This is a genomic window from uncultured Agrobacterium sp., assembly GCA_913777615.1.
Lineage (GTDB): Bacteria > Pseudomonadota > Alphaproteobacteria > Rhizobiales > Rhizobiaceae > Agrobacterium.
The window spans coordinates 225513-240357 of sequence record CAJYTK010000013.1; the positions used below are offsets into that span (position 1 = coordinate 225513).

Here is a 14845-nt window from a genome sequence, read left to right on the forward strand (position 1 = left end):
CGCGTGCGGGCCTGACCCATCGCACAGGCACGTCCAAAACGCCGAAAAAACTGCCCAGCCGACTGAGGGCTGGCCTGTCATCAGCGCAAGACACAATGGCGCTCCGACAGCGAGTGCTGCACGCGCTCCTTCATCGCCGCGGAATTGCTCGGGGAGGAGCCCGACAGCTCGCAGCTCCAATCGACGGCCTGCCCGTCGAAGGGAATAGACAGCGCTTCTGTTTTTCACCCGGATCTTGGCACGACGCCTTTGCAGGTCATGTTTAGCCATAGCGCACCCGGATAATCCGTTCTGAGAACGCGTGCAGCGCTGCACCGACAACGCTGCCAAGCAGAACCTCCGCACCTCGATACATCCCAACTTCCCACAAAGGCGTTTGTGCTGTGCTCGTCAGGAATACGATGGGGCATGTCCACATGCAGACCTTCAGCGACGGACAGCGCCGGACAATCGTTGCCGCCAGGCCTACCGCAACGGCAATTTCGGCGACCGGTCCTGCGGCACAGTATTGTAATGCCGTGCCTACGATGACGGCAATAATGACGCCCAGCAGGGCACCGACAAACCGGCCAATGGTGGTCTTACGCGTATCGCCAAGTTTTTCCTGCCCCACAATGATACCGGACATCGCCGCCCACACGGGATGTGGAAGCCCGGAGGCTTGCGAAAGCACAAAAGGCAGCGTCGCAGCCCTTGAGCACCGCAAAACGAAAGCCAGATCGCGGAAGCGCGGCTCTTTCACGGTTTTTTTCCTTTACCTCATCAGGTTCGTGCGCGCGAGTTCGACCACCTCATCGCCTCGGCCATTGATGATGGCTTTCAGCATATAGAGGCTAAAGCCCTTGGCTTGTTCCGCCTTGATCTTCGGTGGCATGACGAGTTCCTGTTTTGCGGTGACGACATCGACCAGCGCCGGTCCTGGATGATCGAAGGCTGAACGCAGCGCCTCGTCGACATCGGCGGAGTTTTCCACGCGTATCCCTTTGATGCCCATCGCGTTCGCCATGGCGGCAAAATTTGGATTCTCGAGATCTGTGCCGGTATCGAGATAACCGCCGGCTTTCATTTCCATCGCTACGAAGCCGAGCGAGCCGTTGTTGAAAACGAAGATCTTGACCGGCAGATTCAGTTGCGAAAGCGTAATGAAATCGCCCATCATCATGGTGAAGCCGCCGTCGCCAGAAAGAGACACGACTTGCCGGTGCGGTTCTGCCGCCTGGGCGCCGATCGCTTGAAGCATGGCATTCGCCATCGAACCGTGGTTGAAGGAGCCAAGCGGCGCCGCTTGCCATTCATACCAAGATAACGTGCCGCCCAGACGGTTGGAGTCCCGACATCCGCTGTAAAGATTGCATCTTCAGCAGCAAGTTGGCTGATCTGCTGTGCCAGATACTGCGGATGGATCGGCCTGCCAGCGGCGGAAGGTTTCGCCAGATCGTCCAGTCCTTCGCGCGCTTTGACATAGTTGGCGCGGGCGGCGTCGAGAAAATCCGTGCCAGAGCGTGGTTTCAGGAGAGGGAGCAGGGCAGCAATCGTTTCCCCAACATCGCCAACCAGCCCCTGTGCCAGCGATGCCCGCTTTCCAAGCGCGCCCGGATCACGGTCGACCTGGATAATCCGTGCCTTAGCAGGATAGAATGCGCGATAGGGGAAATCAGTGCCAAGCATCACCAGCGTGTCGGCATTCTCCATCGCATGGTAGCCTGATGAAAAGCCGATAAGCCCCGTCATGCCCACATCGAAGGGATTATCCCACTCAACATGTTCCTTGCCGCGAAGTGCATGCACCACCGGCGCCTTCAACGCATCCGCCAGCGCTACGACCGAATCGTGCTGGCCAGCGCAGCCGCTGCCCGCCAGGATCGTGATAGCTTTGCTCTCGTTCAAGAGCGCCGCAAGGCGCTTGATTTCGGTTTCGTGAGGAAGGATGCGGGGAAGGGAGGCAATCGCTTGATGGGGTGCGGAAGACATCGGCGCGTCAGCAAGGGCGACATCGCCTGGAATGACAAGCACAGAAACACCATTCTGACCGATCGCCGTGTTCAACGCGCGATTGAGGACGCCGGGCATCTGTGCAGGGTTGGACACCAGCTCGACAAAGTCCGAGCATTCGCGAAACAGGTCCTGCGGATGGGTTTCCTGGAAATAGCCAAGACCGATTTCGGAAGAAGGGATATGGGCTGCAATCGCCAAAACCGGGACGTGATTGCGCTTGCAATCGAACAGGCCGTTGATCAAATGCAGATTGCCCGGGCCGCAGCTTCCGGCGCAGACGCCAAGTCGACCTGTTACGGCGGCTTCGGCACCCGCGGCGAAAGCGGCTGTTTCCTCATGGCGCACATGCATCCACTCTATTTTTCCAAGCCGCCTCAAGCTGTCGTTCAGCCCGTTCAGGCTGTCGCCTGTGACGCCCCAAATGCGCTCTACACCGATATTGGCAAGACTTTCTGCCAGCATATCAGCGACGGTCTTGGTCATGGGATGTCTCCTTGGTTACGTCGTTGTTCTCCCTTGAAAACTAAAGACATTCCGTTCTAGTTTCCAATATATGAAAAGAGGCTTTTTCATATATGATATTGGATGACATCGATATTCGCAGGCTTCGCTACTTTCTCACGATTGCAGAGGAGAAGCACTTCACGCGCGCGGCAGACAAGATCGGTATTCGGCAGCCGCCCCTCAGCATCCAGATCCGCCAGCTTGAGGACACAGTCGGTGCGCGGCTCTTCACCCGACATGCAAAAGGCGTTGAACTGACGGCTGCCGGAATTGTTTTTCAGGAGACGGCACGAGACATCGTTGCACGCTTCGAGGACGCTGTCACTCAGGTCAGACGGTCTACCGACCAATTGCCGGAAAATCGCCTCGTGCGCCTATCGCGATCGCAACCCGGAGCGAGGATCATGCCAAACTTGTCACATCCTTCGTGATGAGTGCCATTCAAACCGCGCGCCGATAAATCAACAGCTTCACCTTAGGTGTGGGGACAGGCTAACGCTTTCACGAGGCTTGCAAAGGTTGTTTAGCAAAGGCGGTTCAACTATTGATGCCGGGCTTGTGATTAAAAAAAACACGCGAAGGCCATCATGACTCTTCCCGACGTAAAGCTTCCCGCACGCCCGTTGAGACTGAAGCGCGGCGTTCTGTCCGTTCCTTTCGCTTACTACTTCTCGCCGCCGATCCTGCTTGCAATCGCGATCTTCATGTTTGTCGCGGAAGGGCCAGGGATTATACGGGATTACAAAATCAGCCAGAACCCGGTCGAAATCGAAAACGGCGATCTCAATGGCAGTTGCAAAACCCGCAAAGGTATCTTCACCACCTGCACGGCCAAGCTCGCTTATGACTATGAAGGCAAGCATTATATCAGCGACGTGGAGGTGATGTTCATCGACATTCACTCAGGTGATTATGAGGCTGGCCTTGTCATTTCCGGCTCCGACCCAGCCCTTGCGACGATCTCGCTCGGTCTCGATATGTTGTGGAACAGAATCATCACGCTCGCGGTCCTCACCGTACTTCTCGGCTTCGGCGGTCTCGCGCTACTGATGGCACTCGTTCGATATTTCCGCGCAAGAGCCAAGCTCGGTGAAGCTCAGCCGCTCATACTGTTGCCGGTTGCCCTGACCAACGCCACCAAAAAGCGCGGCGGCGTTCTCCTCACTTATTCCGACACGATCCGGGAGGATAAAACGAAGCGTCAGTCATTCTCGCTTATGCGCAAGGATGAGGTCCCGCTGATTATCGCTCAGTCTGAAAAACACGATATCGCGCTTGCCACCTGGCAAAAAGACAGCCCTCTGCCCGTACTTCTGGACGACCGCCTGGAGCGGATCGAGATTACAGAAGCAGAAAGGGCGCAGGCGTTGTCTGCCTTCACGTCCGACGAAGTGTCGCCGGGTGCCCCACAGACCGACCTAGCACAGGCAAACAAAACCGTTGGCGCCTCTGCGCTGCAGGGCATTAAGGCATTCGGAATCATCATCCTGCTGATGATTGTTGGAATTGGAGGGTACTGGTTGTGGTATGTCACCGCCGCTCCATCACAGTTCACATCCCCTGCCATGGACATCAATAACCTAATGCCAGGTCCGATCAACAAATGGGGCTGTGCTCAGTTGCAGAAAAGGTTCGGAGAGCAAAATGCGCCATTCGGTTGCGCGTCGAGTGATTACACAAGCTGGAAGTAGTCGGCGCGTCTGCTAGTAATGCCGAACCCGGTTTTAGTTGCAGACTTCAAGCAAATGCAGGTCGCATCGCGGCGACCTGCATTTGTGTAGCGGAGCTGTCACCCAAAGCCTGGCTGTCTTAGGCTGCGAATGTATTTGCAATCTATCGGACGATCACGCCGTACTGTTGAACGCCACCGTAGACAGGAGGCCTATGGCGGTGGTGGTAACGGCGGTCTCGCCAATCCCGCCGGTCATAGTTGCGGTAATAACGATCTCTCTCATAGGTCCGGTAGTAGACGCCCGTCGAATAGTACCCGCCACTCCGGTAGCCACGATCGTCAACGCATCCACTCAAGATACCAACGGAAATCAGGCAAATTGCTGCACTCAAAAGCTTCATGATCTCTCTCCAATGACGCATCTTAACGTCTGCTCTTGCGCAAGGTTCCAACCGGCGTGAAGCAAGCCACTGGACAAGATGAAGAAGCGATGATGGGTGTTACATCTCTGAGCCATTCCGCGGGCGACGAAGCGCCGAGTCGACGGGCTGAACACGCTCAAGAGGGACAGCCGCGAAGTCGAAGCGACCCAATTCCGGCGACCGATTTTCTATTTCTTGTAGCCGCTCACGTGAAAAGAAATCAAAGACACCGAAAGTCTGGCCTCTCCGGTAAACCATGAAAACTCAATGATTTTTAGGAGACGTGGCGGATGGGGTGTCTGTCACAATGCTGTGGAAAAGGCCTTGTTTTTTGGGGTCATTTAGGCCTTCTCTTTGTTCCGATACCCGCAATCGTACCCGCAAATTTGTAGCGAATTTCAGCCTGTTTTTTTCAGAGTGGGTTCGCTCTCTCGGGCGTCCTGCCATACCTTGAAGTCGGAGACGCGCCACCTGGTGCAGTTCTCGCCCAGCTTCACAGGTCGAGGGAATTTACCTTCGTCCATCCAGCGATAAAGGGTAGACGTCGCAACCTTCATGATGGACGTGATCTCCCTAAGCGTGAGATAGCTGTCGAGCGATATGAAATTTGTGGGATTGTCGGACATTGGCAACTCCAAACAGGATGAGGGAAGCCGGCGCATGGCCGGTTTCTGTCCGCTTGGGAAAGTATGCGTAGATATAGGAAAGAATGTCAATATTTTTTAGCCTGCGTTCTCCCCGCTTGCAACTATATTCAACCACCCGTAAAAAGCGAAATCGCATTATAGGCAGGGGGCTAAATTGATCGACGATATTATGGAAGAAGCGATAAACGACATCGCTGGTGGAGCCGCAATTTGCCTAGTTGGTGCGGGATTCTCGTGGGGCGCAAAAGACGCTACCGGACTGTCTGTGCCAAGCGTGGAAGTCCTGTGCGAGGAGATATGCAGACTAGCTAAGTTAAACTACGCTGATGGTTATTCACTGTCTGATCTGGCCGAGTTTTGTAACGACGATCCAAATCTGAAAGAAAAACTGCGCACTCTGTTGATCCGGCGCCTTACCCTTTGCGTCCCGAGTGGCGCGCATAAAGCAATTATGCAGATGCCATGGCGTGCAGTGTTTACAACTAATTTTGATGATGTGGCCGAGCGATCGATTCTCCCCGGTCCGTTACAGGTTGTGACGCCATTATCTGACGCCAGAGAACTAAGGGCCGGGACCCGTCCGCTATACTATCTACACGGGAGAGCGCTCGATTTTCACACTATTAATCGCGACCCCGGTCTAGTTCTTTCTGAGACGAACTATCTTGAGCTTCGAGAGAAAAATCGGCTCGTCTACGATGCTCTTGTGAACGAAACTCACGCGGCAAGCCGTGTGTTTTTTATTGGCTATTCTCTTCGGGACGCAGAGATAGCAACAAGGCTCTTTAGCATTGAAGGGCTTAAAGAAAAATCTGTTGTCATTTGCGGTCCAGATGAGAAGCCTGTCACTCTCAACCGGCTTAAGAAGTTTGGCGCAACATATCCTATCGGCGTAGATTCTTTTGCTTCAACATTGCCTGAACCCTCAAGCATACCATCCAAGTCGGACGATATAGGCCTTCTGGGATACGTGGGAGTGAAGAAGAAAGAGGGAGCAAAGCAAGACCTTACCAATGAGGACGTTGAAGCTCTCCTCATAGCAGGTAAGTTTGATTATTCTGCTTATGCATCGCAGCAGAGAGCGCTCGACGACGAAACATTGTACTGCGTTCCTCGAGAGCAACATCTCAAAAAACTTTTCCAGTCTGGTGCAAGCCGTTTTATCGTCACATCGGACCTCGGTAACGGAAAGTCGGTGTTTCTCGAGCAATTGACCTTCGAAGCGCATAGGTTAGGGTATGAGGTTTTCTCTGTTCACACTCAACTACCCGAGGCGCTGACGGAACTAGATTTGCTCCTGGCTAGTAACAAAAAGCGCATTTACCTGGTTGACGGGTTCGTCCGTTACAGAAAGGCCGTCAAGCATATTGGGTCACGATTGCCTCCTAACAGTATCCTCGTTGTGGCGACCAACGAAATCGGGGACGATAACTTCCACTACAGCGTATCGGAGGAAATGGGTGGTGCCGCGCGAGAGATAGACCTTAACGTTTTAGATAATTCTGAAATTTTGGCTTGGGACCGGCTGCTGGAGCGGTGGGGGTTTTGGCAAGATCGGATCGAGGATGAGCAGAAAGAACGATTGTCCTTTCTTAGAGATGATTGTTCATCCGAAAACAGATCGATTATGCTCGCGCTGTTTAAGAAATCCAAGCTAAGTGCCACTATCGAGCGAACGGTTAGCTTCTTTGTCCAGCAATATCCTGAGCATCAGAGTTCTTTTATTGCTGTCCTGATCAATGCCCTCTGCCAAAATCATGTCGAGTGGTCGAGAATCGTCGGTTGGCTTAATATCGATACGACTGAGTTGAAACGAGCAATCCTGTCCTCTCCTATTGGAGAGATTATGAAAGGACGCAGAGAGTGGCATAAGTTCACCTCGACCGAGCTTGCATCCTACATTCTCAACAATTTCAGTTTTGATTTTGATGAGATAATCAAGACATACACAAAAATTGTTCGTGAGACTGCTTACAGTAGCGACGATTACAGAGGTGGCTTCGATTCGAGAGAGAATTTGAAAGAGCTAATGCGTTACAGATTTTTGACGCGTCTGTTCACTGACAAAGAGATCGGACTAAGCTCAATCAATGCCGTGTATCAGCAACTCTCCAAAGTTCCTCGCATCAGGAACAATGATCAGTTCTGGCTACAATTCGCTATGGCTCGAATGGAAGTGGGTGATCTCGACGGTGCTGAGGGTTACCTAAGTACAGCGCTTGGTCTTGCTGGGAAGAAAGGTGAGGAATATTCCAAACGCCAGATATTGGATCAGCAAGCACGTCTGATATTTAGAAAAGCATCACAACCAAAGGCTAGGATTGTGAAATCCGACATTTTGCAGGCAATTCAGAATTTGAATGAGGTGCTTGCTGATAAAAAATCACTAGCAATTTATCCTTTGCGATCATCGAAGTATTTATTGAATTTTTTGGAGGAAAAGGCGGATAAACTGGACGCCTCTATGGTCGAAGCCCTATTGCAGGTTTGGGAGAGTATGGACAAGAGAATTTCTGGTGAGAGGATTGAGAAATCGAAGAAAGGTGAAACCGCTGTAATACGAAAGCAATTGCGCGAAATAAAGTTGATCCTCAGCAGCCTGTAGTTATCACACCTCCAATATTGGCGGAGTTTTTGCTTTCGGGCATCCGCTTTCCTGCAAGCGATCCACGTCAGCTTTCTTAAAGAACTGATATTGATCGAGGTGCAGCTTTGCGGAATGCCCATCGCTGAACATCTCGTCGCAGTGAAAGCAGCGCCATTCCTTCGCTGCAGGTACCGGGGTCTGGACGCCACGGCAAGGGCGTGGCGTCCGCCGTCGGCCTGAAGGCCATCTATGCTATTCTTGCAGTCCGATGCAGTCGGGACATCGACGTGTGGGAGGCGCGCGAACTTGCGCATACGTTCGCACCAGATCGAATAGTCCTGTGCGGACATAAATCGTCGATTATTCCACTCGCATTCTTGTGCGAGCGCTTCGACTTGGCCGTCTGTCTCAATGGGCCATGTGCGGGCCAAGGATGTTTGTGTCGTCATTGAGCGTTCTCCTGATCCAGCTCTTTGAACTTGATCCGTTCCAGTGCTCCTTCGGCCGCATGAAGGTACTTCGCGGGGTCTGGCTGTCTGCCGCTTGCCATGGCTCCGCTGCCCGCCACAATCCACCCGACTTCCAGCAGTATGCCCGCCACCAGCGACGTAGCTTCATCGGGTTTCTGCCCGGCGTTGATGAACTCGTCGGATTGGTCAAAGGCCCATTGCTTGACCGTGTCGCGTAGCGTGGGGAAGATCCGACGAGAAGCGTCGGTGACCGAAAATTCATTGCTCATCACTTGTCCCTTTCGCGATAGAGCTTCAGCAGCTGCTCGCCGGCCTCGGCATCGATGCGATCGAGCTGGCGTAGCGCCCAATTCAGGCCCTCGGCGAATCCGCTGCGGCTGCCTTTGTGAAACTCGTCGATGTTGCGCTGGGCAGCCTTTCGCTCGCGATCGTCAATGATGGTCTTGACGGTAACGGTGAACGCACCGCGGGAATGCGGTTCCGCATTGTGGTAGGAGCTGTGGCCGGGTTCGCCTGAGACGGGGACAACTCGCCACCACTCATGTCGCACCACATCGACGTTGCCGAGACTGCGCGCTTCGGCGTTCACATAGCGTTGGTCGTAATAGTGGTCAGCGCCGGTATGCTGATTGACCGCCGACGCGAAGGCGTACCGCTCGAGATGACCTTTGGCCCAATACCCCATCAAGCCGCCGCCGTCGCAGCCCGTCTCGCGAAGGTCGATGATTTCGATCGAGGGGCGCGGAGCGCCAACGAACGATTTCAGGTGCTCTGCGGCGACGCGCACCGCGGCTTCGTCGGCGTCGCTCAGATCGGCCTTGCCAGGCAGGCTTCCATCAGTCTCGATCGTGAGGACCTGTTTACCATTAATTCGGACCTCGACGGCCCAATGAGGCTTATCAACTGTCACGGTCATTGCTGCATGCCCTTCTGCTCTCGCAACACACTCGGATGAAGGATTTCGCCATTCATCGCGCGGTATGTGAGTGACCCATTTTCATGATTGAGCGTGCCGTCGATAAACAGTTCGCTGCCGTTAGCTATGAAGCGGTCGGTTTGCTCCGGGTGGGCAGCCAGGACGGGAACGATCTGCCCGGCAAGCTCCATCGCAGGTTCTTCCGCTTGGAACCCCACAGCCGTTGTCACCTCAGCGACTCGACGAAGAAAAATGTTTACCGCGGGCGTACCGCTCTCAATCGCCTTGTTGCGCTGGGCGTAAGCGTCGGCAAGCATGTCCTCCGCCTCATAGGCTCGCTCTTTCCATGTGACGCGGCGCATGGCCGTCTTGCAGTTTGGCAAGGATCCGGTTGCTCGTCTCGAGCGGACACGCTGCCGTCATGAGCATTGAGGGTCCTCTGGTAGAGGCCGAACTTACACTTGTCGCAGACCCATTGGCCGGGGACGTATTGTTCTCGATCCAAGCGCTCAAGCTCGCGCAGTGCTGTGCCGGGCTTCAGGATGATCTTATCGAAGTTCCATTTTGTCTCACTCAAGCCCGTTCTCCTTTAAAAAGTCCTCGAGGCCGACCGGGGGTTCGTTGGGGGATGTGAAATATTGGGTGATGTCGCCGTTCAGCCGGTTCCAAGCGCTCTCGATACGATCGACGATGCGGTTCCAAGTGACAGGACCTGTCTGGCGCTTCTGCATAGCGCGATGAATCTTGCGCCAGCGAGCGTTGAGCTGCTTCCAACGGTGCCGCGTTCGCTCTGGCAGCGCCTTCCAGCATTTTCCGCAGATGATCCAGTCAGATCCGGGGTGTTTGTCCGGTGCCGCGGTGCGTCGGCATGTGGGGTTTATGCAGGGGATATGTTCGACCATGCCAGCGCTTCCTGTGACCCGCCTATGTGGAAATTCTTGTTCTCGCAGTAAGTCTTCCAAAGGTCGTTGGCGGTGCTTTCACCATCGTGGCATTTGACCCTGATGAGGCGAACGATACAGCGGCACTTCCTCTGGTTTCCCCCCTGAACACGGTTCAGGTATTCGAGGTAGGCGACGAAGTTCTGATATGCCGTGCGACGCGGACGGAAGCGGTAGTCAAGCTGGGGGCAGGTCATGAGAGCGCCTCTGGAAATTGCAGATATTCGTCGCCGTAGATTTTCCGGCCGGCAGTCTTCTTGCCGACGCGGACCATAGTGACGGTGCCGATGTTGGTGATTGAGAAGGGCTTGTCGTCGTTGCGCAAATCCAACGACGGGTAAGCCTCAACAGGCTTTGCAAGGTCCAACAAGCGCGCGACGTCGTGCGGCACCCACTCGCCCCATTGCTTGAAGAGGAGCGGTACCGGCTTGCGGGGGTGCTGACGCAGCGTGCATGCGTTTTTGATGTCGTCGAGCCATTCCGGGTGCATCGGTCTGGCCTTGGTGCCGCTCTCGCCGCCGACAATCACCCAATCGATATGATCCAGCCATTCCGCCTTCAGCCGCACGCGCCCGAGAAGAGGCTCGAGGCTCAGGCCGATCCACGGTAGGCCAAGACGATTCTTAAAGTCGATGAGGCGAGGAATGTCTCGATCGGCTTCGCGCTGGTTGGTGATGGAGAACATGAGGCCGATGTGTTTCGGCCATGCGTCCAGCCAGGCAGGCGGCACCATTTTAGGTACATTTGCCCCGCGCTTCGTCAGCAGAATGATCTTCACCCAGCGAGCTTCCTTCGCCTCGGCGAACAGCTCGGCCCGCCAGTCGTCGGAAACCTCGTTATCGAAGGTGTCTGACATCGACTGCATGAACACGCGGATGGAGCGGTTGTGTTCGTTGAAGAAGGTGAGGGCGGATCTGCGGTTCAGCATGCGCAGCAGCGAGACCGCGCCTTTGATCTTCCGACGAGGCGCGTTCGGTCCCCACTCGCCGGTGCCGCGGAAAGCGTTCAGGGTTTCGGCATAGCAATGATCGCAGCCGGGAGAGACCTTGGTGCAGCCCCACCAGAAGTTCACCGTGGCGTCGCACCACTCGATCGCGGAGGTTTCAGCCATGGGGCTGCTCCTTATTCGGGCTGGCAACGACGATGCCTTTGGTCGCTCCGCAGTTTGGGCACGCAGCGCGTTTGGCAAGCGCTGCTGCCTTACCCAACTCCATAGGGAGCTTCGCGACGAGGAAAACGTGGCCGCTGGGGCATTTTCCGTAAAGACGGTTTTCAGCCATGGGACTGCCCCACGATCTCGTCGTAACGATTGATAAACGCGAGAGCTGCACTGTCGGGAGACCATGGGATGATTTCGAAGCAGTAAGGATCGACGCCCTTGCCGATGCTCCAGTCTTCACCATTCCAAGGCAACAGATCGCGGCGTTCTGTCGCGAGCATACGAACGTCCGCTTTCTTGATCTCCAGCGGGTCGGTGATCGTGACGCCGAAACGCTTTAAGATGGCAGCTTCGCACCGCTTCTCGATCGCTTTGTAATCCGGAATCATCGATTTGAGCGGCGCGGTCATGTCGCCACACACGGCTTCTCCCACCTCGTGCATCAATGCCTCGAGGGCGAGGTGTGGCGGCACAACGTGGCTCATCCGGACGCAATGCTCTGCAACTGAATAGAACACCCTGCGCTTGAGGCGCTTGCTGTAGCACTGACCAGAGCACCGCCCTTCGAAGGCGAGACCGTAAGCAACGTCCTCGATCGTGATGGAGCTGCTCTCCGGATCCTCAAAATCGAAGTACGTGCCAGAACCGAGAAGGATGGTAGGGCCGACGGCTTTGCGAATGGTGCTTTCGTGGAGCTTCTGTATCTCGACTTCGCTCATGATCAATAGTCCCCATACTCGAGGGACGGATCGAGATCGTCCATGATGAGCTTGGAGCCGCAGGCGTAAGCCGAGAAGATCATCTTCTGGTAGGATCTGTACGGCGCTACGCCTACGACCTTCGTCACATCGCGGCGGTTCACGGTCAGGCTTGAAATCTTACCATCAGGGTCGACATAGAACTGAGTGTCGCACTCGTATCTCTTCTTGATGCCGCTGTCGTGATCGAGACCGACATGGTAGGCGCCGTCGATGTACTCACTTCCCTCGACGATGATGGAGACAGAGCCCCAGCTCTTGCTTTCCTTGGCGTCTTCGATGACGGATTCGACGACCTGCGAGAATTTCAGCTCTTTTGGCGAGATCTTCAGCAGCTCGTCCATATCAGCGGCAAGCTTCTTGTTGAGCAGTTCGCTTACATTTGCTTCCAGCCTATCGCGAAGCAATGCCATGACCATGACGCCATAGGCGGGGATGTCGAGCCTGCCCCCAACTTGGAGCGCTCCGCTGACCGCTTCCGTTATCTGCTTCTTGAGGTTGCCCCCGTATCGAAACTCGTCATCCACCGCACCTTGGATCACTTCGTCGAGTTTCTTGTCGATCAGCTGACGGATGTGGTCTTCCGACGTCTTCGCCGCGACCTGCGCCAGAACGTATTCTTGCAGGTTTGCCGGTGCCGTTTCAGTCATGTTTGGTCCTCGGATAAAGAGAAAAGGGAAGGGGCGCGGGCAGCACCCACAGGTGATACATGTCAGCGGCATCGATGATTTCGGCTTGTGGTGGGTAGACCTCGACCGCCGTGGCATCGGGACCGGCCAGCTCGTCCTTGATGCGTTGCATCTCGGTCCATGTCGGTCGGACGCCGGAAAGCGCCGTAATGCCGAGGTGGCGTGTGCCATCTGGTAGGGTCCGATCGAGGACGCTAAACACGCCGTTGCGGTGCGCCGTGGTGAACTCGGCGCTCCATCCATGAGTAGAGACGCTGCCGCGGGGAAACGTTACGGTTTCCCATGCCTTCCACTTGCCGGATCTGCGGGCGATCGCTTCATCGCGCAGGATCAGGCGACGGTTGCGGCGGGGCAGGGTGTCGAAGTGGGCTTGTGCCTTCATGCCGCCACCTGGTCGATGTTGGCGTTGACGGTGACGAACGTGTAGGCGATGATCCATGGGTTCTTTTCCCAAGGCGTCTTCACGTTGATGCCGTCCCAAAGCCATTCGAACACTTGCCGAGGGTTGTGCGAGGCGAGGCCGAAATACTGATCGCCCTGATCCACGACGTAGCGTCCGGTGGCGCGGAGCTTCTGCAAGCCTTCCGCTATGGCGTCGTCAGCGCTGATGTCTTGAAGGCGCTCTATCCGAACGTCCTTCACTTCCAACGTCATGCGCGAGTGCTTCCGGAACATGAAGCGCCCCGTGCGGCGGTGCCACGCCGGCTTATACGGGTCAGCGTTGTGCATGCCCTTGCGGAAGATCAAGGGTGTCTCGAACACGACGTCTGCCGAGTCCTCGACGAAGTGCCATTTCTGCTTTCCAAGAGGCGTCTTGGCGTCGCCCTTCGGCTCCCAATGTCCGTAGCGATAGTGGCTCTCGCAGACATAGAAGCGATCGCCTTTGACCGCGGGAACGCGCACGGTGAACCATTCCGCCGACGGCACCTCATTTGGGGTGAAGCCGTAGAGCGGCGCGTCGTACCAGCAGTGCCGGTCATAGCCCTCGGGAGGCTGTTGCGGCAGCAGGCGACGCGTCTGGGTCTTGCGGCCCGCCAGCAGGGCGGTGACCATTGAGCGGCTGAAAAGGATGGGGCGGCTATTCATAGACGACCACCATCTTGTCATCAGGCTTGCCGCCCGCAGCGATATGCTCGTCGAACCAAGCTTTCAGCGCTTCCGGATTCGAGGGGCTTTCATCGTCGGAATTGACGAACATTTCCGGGTTGTCGATGAGGTCCTGATAAGCGGGTGCGCACTGAAGGCACAGAGGCGTGACAGCAGCGTGATACCGGTCGCCGGGGAAGATTGGCGCAGCGCACTGCTCGCAAAGGATCGCGTCCTGCTTCTGGCACTCTTCGACCACGTTCTGGAAGGCCGTCTGTGCCTCAAGCCATTCCTGCTGGGTCGGCTCGAGCAGCTTGTAGCGCTTTTGGTCGAGCAGCTCGACGCGCTCATTGGCAGCCGCCCAGCGCTGTTTGAGATCGTCGTGGCTCAAGCCTCACCGCCTTCCGGTCCGTTCTCCGGCGCAGGCTCGTCGAGCAAGGTCACATCTTCGATAGCGACATTGACGCCGATGAGAACGGACCCAGCTTTGAGTGATACCGGACGATCTTCAAAATCATCAGGCAGGATGCAAACTTCTGCCTTCGACCGGATAAGGTCCTTTATCGTTCCCGCCGCGATCGCGACCTTCGGAGCGCTAACACGATCGCCGATCGAGAATGGCGTCTTCACGCCATGGTAGGTCACCCAAGCAGCCACGACATCTGCATGGGATCTGAAGAGATCAAGCTCAGAAAGGGTATCGACGAGTGAGGCGTTCGGTTCCCATCCATGCCGCTGCTCTAAATTGCGCGCGAAGATGTAGCCATTCATATCCATGCACTGGAGCAGAACGTTTTTCAGGTCCTTCTGACCAAATTGATCGTTCTCGTCAGCCCAATCTTTGACTCGAGGCAAGATGCGCTCGATCGCCTTTTCGCGCACGATCTGATCGTGGTACCTTGGACGTGGGGGGATAGCCACCGCTGGCATAGTATCGGTCATATCGTTCTCCATCAGACCTGTTCGGGAAACCCCGCCCCGAAAGGCGGAGAAACCAGA

The 14845-nt window shown here is 55.6% G+C and carries 17 protein-coding genes and 2 pseudogenes; 3 read left to right on the top strand and 16 right to left on the bottom strand.

The window, feature by feature from the left end:
• Positions 1-262 precede the first annotated feature (262 nt).
• Complete coding sequence (locus QZ862_RS12595; protein WP_296100247.1) at positions 263-742, bottom strand: FUSC family protein; 480 nt, start codon at positions 740-742, stop codon at positions 263-265.
• A 12-nt stretch (positions 743-754) separates the two neighbouring features.
• Positions 755-2478, bottom strand: a pseudogene (gene poxB / locus QZ862_RS12600) (ubiquinone-dependent pyruvate dehydrogenase).
• A 107-nt stretch (positions 2479-2585) separates the two neighbouring features.
• Between poxB and QZ862_RS12605 the strand changes: the two are divergent.
• Positions 2586-2768, top strand: a pseudogene (locus tag QZ862_RS12605) (LysR family transcriptional regulator); the annotation flags it as partial.
• Positions 2769-3086: 318 nt separating this feature from the next.
• Positions 3087-4190, top strand: coding sequence for a hypothetical protein (locus QZ862_RS12610; protein WP_296100249.1), 1104 nt, complete (start codon positions 3087-3089; stop codon positions 4188-4190).
• Between the two features lie 142 nt (positions 4191-4332).
• Here the strand turns inward: QZ862_RS12610 and QZ862_RS12615 are convergent, their stop codons facing one another.
• Both QZ862_RS12615 and QZ862_RS12620 read right to left on the bottom strand, forming a co-directional pair.
• Complete coding sequence (locus QZ862_RS12615; RefSeq protein WP_296074061.1) at positions 4333-4572, bottom strand: hypothetical protein; 240 nt, start codon at positions 4570-4572, stop codon at positions 4333-4335.
• 419 nt (positions 4573-4991) lie between these two features.
• Positions 4992-5219 carry an AlpA family phage regulatory protein gene (locus tag QZ862_RS12620; protein WP_296100251.1) on the bottom strand — a complete coding sequence of 76 codons (228 nt, stop codon included), beginning with the start codon at positions 5217-5219 and terminating at the stop codon, positions 4992-4994.
• Between the two features lie 175 nt (positions 5220-5394).
• On the opposite strand from QZ862_RS12620, the gene QZ862_RS12625 reads away from it, so the two are divergent.
• Positions 5395-7845, top strand: coding sequence for an SIR2 family protein (locus QZ862_RS12625; RefSeq protein WP_296100254.1), 2451 nt, complete (start codon positions 5395-5397; stop codon positions 7843-7845).
• A gap of 427 nt (positions 7846-8272) precedes the next feature.
• Here QZ862_RS12625 and QZ862_RS12630 read toward each other — a convergent pair whose 3' ends face one another.
• From QZ862_RS12630 to QZ862_RS12685, 12 genes are all read right to left on the bottom strand, one after another.
• The gene (locus QZ862_RS12630; RefSeq protein WP_296100256.1) at positions 8273-8566 is read right to left on the bottom strand and encodes a hypothetical protein; all 294 of its coding nucleotides are present in this window, start codon (positions 8564-8566) and stop codon (positions 8273-8275) included.
• Complete coding sequence (locus tag QZ862_RS12635) at positions 8566-9213, bottom strand: hypothetical protein (protein ID WP_296100257.1); 648 nt, start codon at positions 9211-9213, stop codon at positions 8566-8568. The genes QZ862_RS12630 and QZ862_RS12635 overlap by 1 nt, the downstream gene beginning before the upstream one ends.
• Entirely contained in the window at positions 9210-9530 is a 321-nt protein-coding gene (locus QZ862_RS12640; protein WP_296100259.1) for a hypothetical protein, read from the bottom strand. Before QZ862_RS12640 ends, QZ862_RS12635 begins: the two co-directional genes overlap by 4 nt.
• A gap of 252 nt (positions 9531-9782) precedes the next feature.
• The gene (locus QZ862_RS12645; RefSeq protein WP_296100261.1) at positions 9783-10115 is read right to left on the bottom strand and encodes a hypothetical protein; all 333 of its coding nucleotides are present in this window, start codon (positions 10113-10115) and stop codon (positions 9783-9785) included.
• 232 nt (positions 10116-10347) lie between these two features.
• Positions 10348-11265, bottom strand: coding sequence for a DUF5131 family protein (locus QZ862_RS12650; RefSeq protein WP_296100263.1), 918 nt, complete (start codon positions 11263-11265; stop codon positions 10348-10350).
• Entirely contained in the window at positions 11258-11434 is a 177-nt protein-coding gene (locus QZ862_RS12655; RefSeq protein WP_296100265.1) for a hypothetical protein, read from the bottom strand. Before QZ862_RS12655 ends, QZ862_RS12650 begins: the two co-directional genes overlap by 8 nt.
• Positions 11427-12032 carry a hypothetical protein gene (locus QZ862_RS12660; RefSeq protein ID WP_296100268.1) on the bottom strand — a complete coding sequence of 202 codons (606 nt, stop codon included), beginning with the start codon at positions 12030-12032 and terminating at the stop codon, positions 11427-11429. Before QZ862_RS12660 ends, QZ862_RS12655 begins: the two co-directional genes overlap by 8 nt.
• A 2-nt stretch (positions 12033-12034) precedes the next feature.
• Positions 12035-12721 carry a hypothetical protein gene (locus QZ862_RS12665; protein WP_296100271.1) on the bottom strand — a complete coding sequence of 229 codons (687 nt, stop codon included), beginning with the start codon at positions 12719-12721 and terminating at the stop codon, positions 12035-12037.
• On the bottom strand, positions 12714-13142 hold the full coding sequence (locus QZ862_RS12670; protein WP_296100273.1) for a hypothetical protein: 429 nt from the start codon (positions 13140-13142) through the stop codon (positions 12714-12716). The genes QZ862_RS12665 and QZ862_RS12670 overlap by 8 nt, the downstream gene beginning before the upstream one ends.
• Positions 13139-13846 carry a hypothetical protein gene (locus QZ862_RS12675; RefSeq protein WP_296100277.1) on the bottom strand — a complete coding sequence of 236 codons (708 nt, stop codon included), beginning with the start codon at positions 13844-13846 and terminating at the stop codon, positions 13139-13141. The genes QZ862_RS12670 and QZ862_RS12675 overlap by 4 nt, the downstream gene beginning before the upstream one ends.
• Positions 13839-14237, bottom strand: coding sequence for a hypothetical protein (locus QZ862_RS12680; protein WP_296100280.1), 399 nt, complete (start codon positions 14235-14237; stop codon positions 13839-13841). Before QZ862_RS12680 ends, QZ862_RS12675 begins: the two co-directional genes overlap by 8 nt.
• Positions 14234-14788 carry a hypothetical protein gene (locus QZ862_RS12685; protein WP_296100282.1) on the bottom strand — a complete coding sequence of 185 codons (555 nt, stop codon included), beginning with the start codon at positions 14786-14788 and terminating at the stop codon, positions 14234-14236. Before QZ862_RS12685 ends, QZ862_RS12680 begins: the two co-directional genes overlap by 4 nt.
• Between the last annotated feature and the right edge of the window lie 57 nt (positions 14789-14845).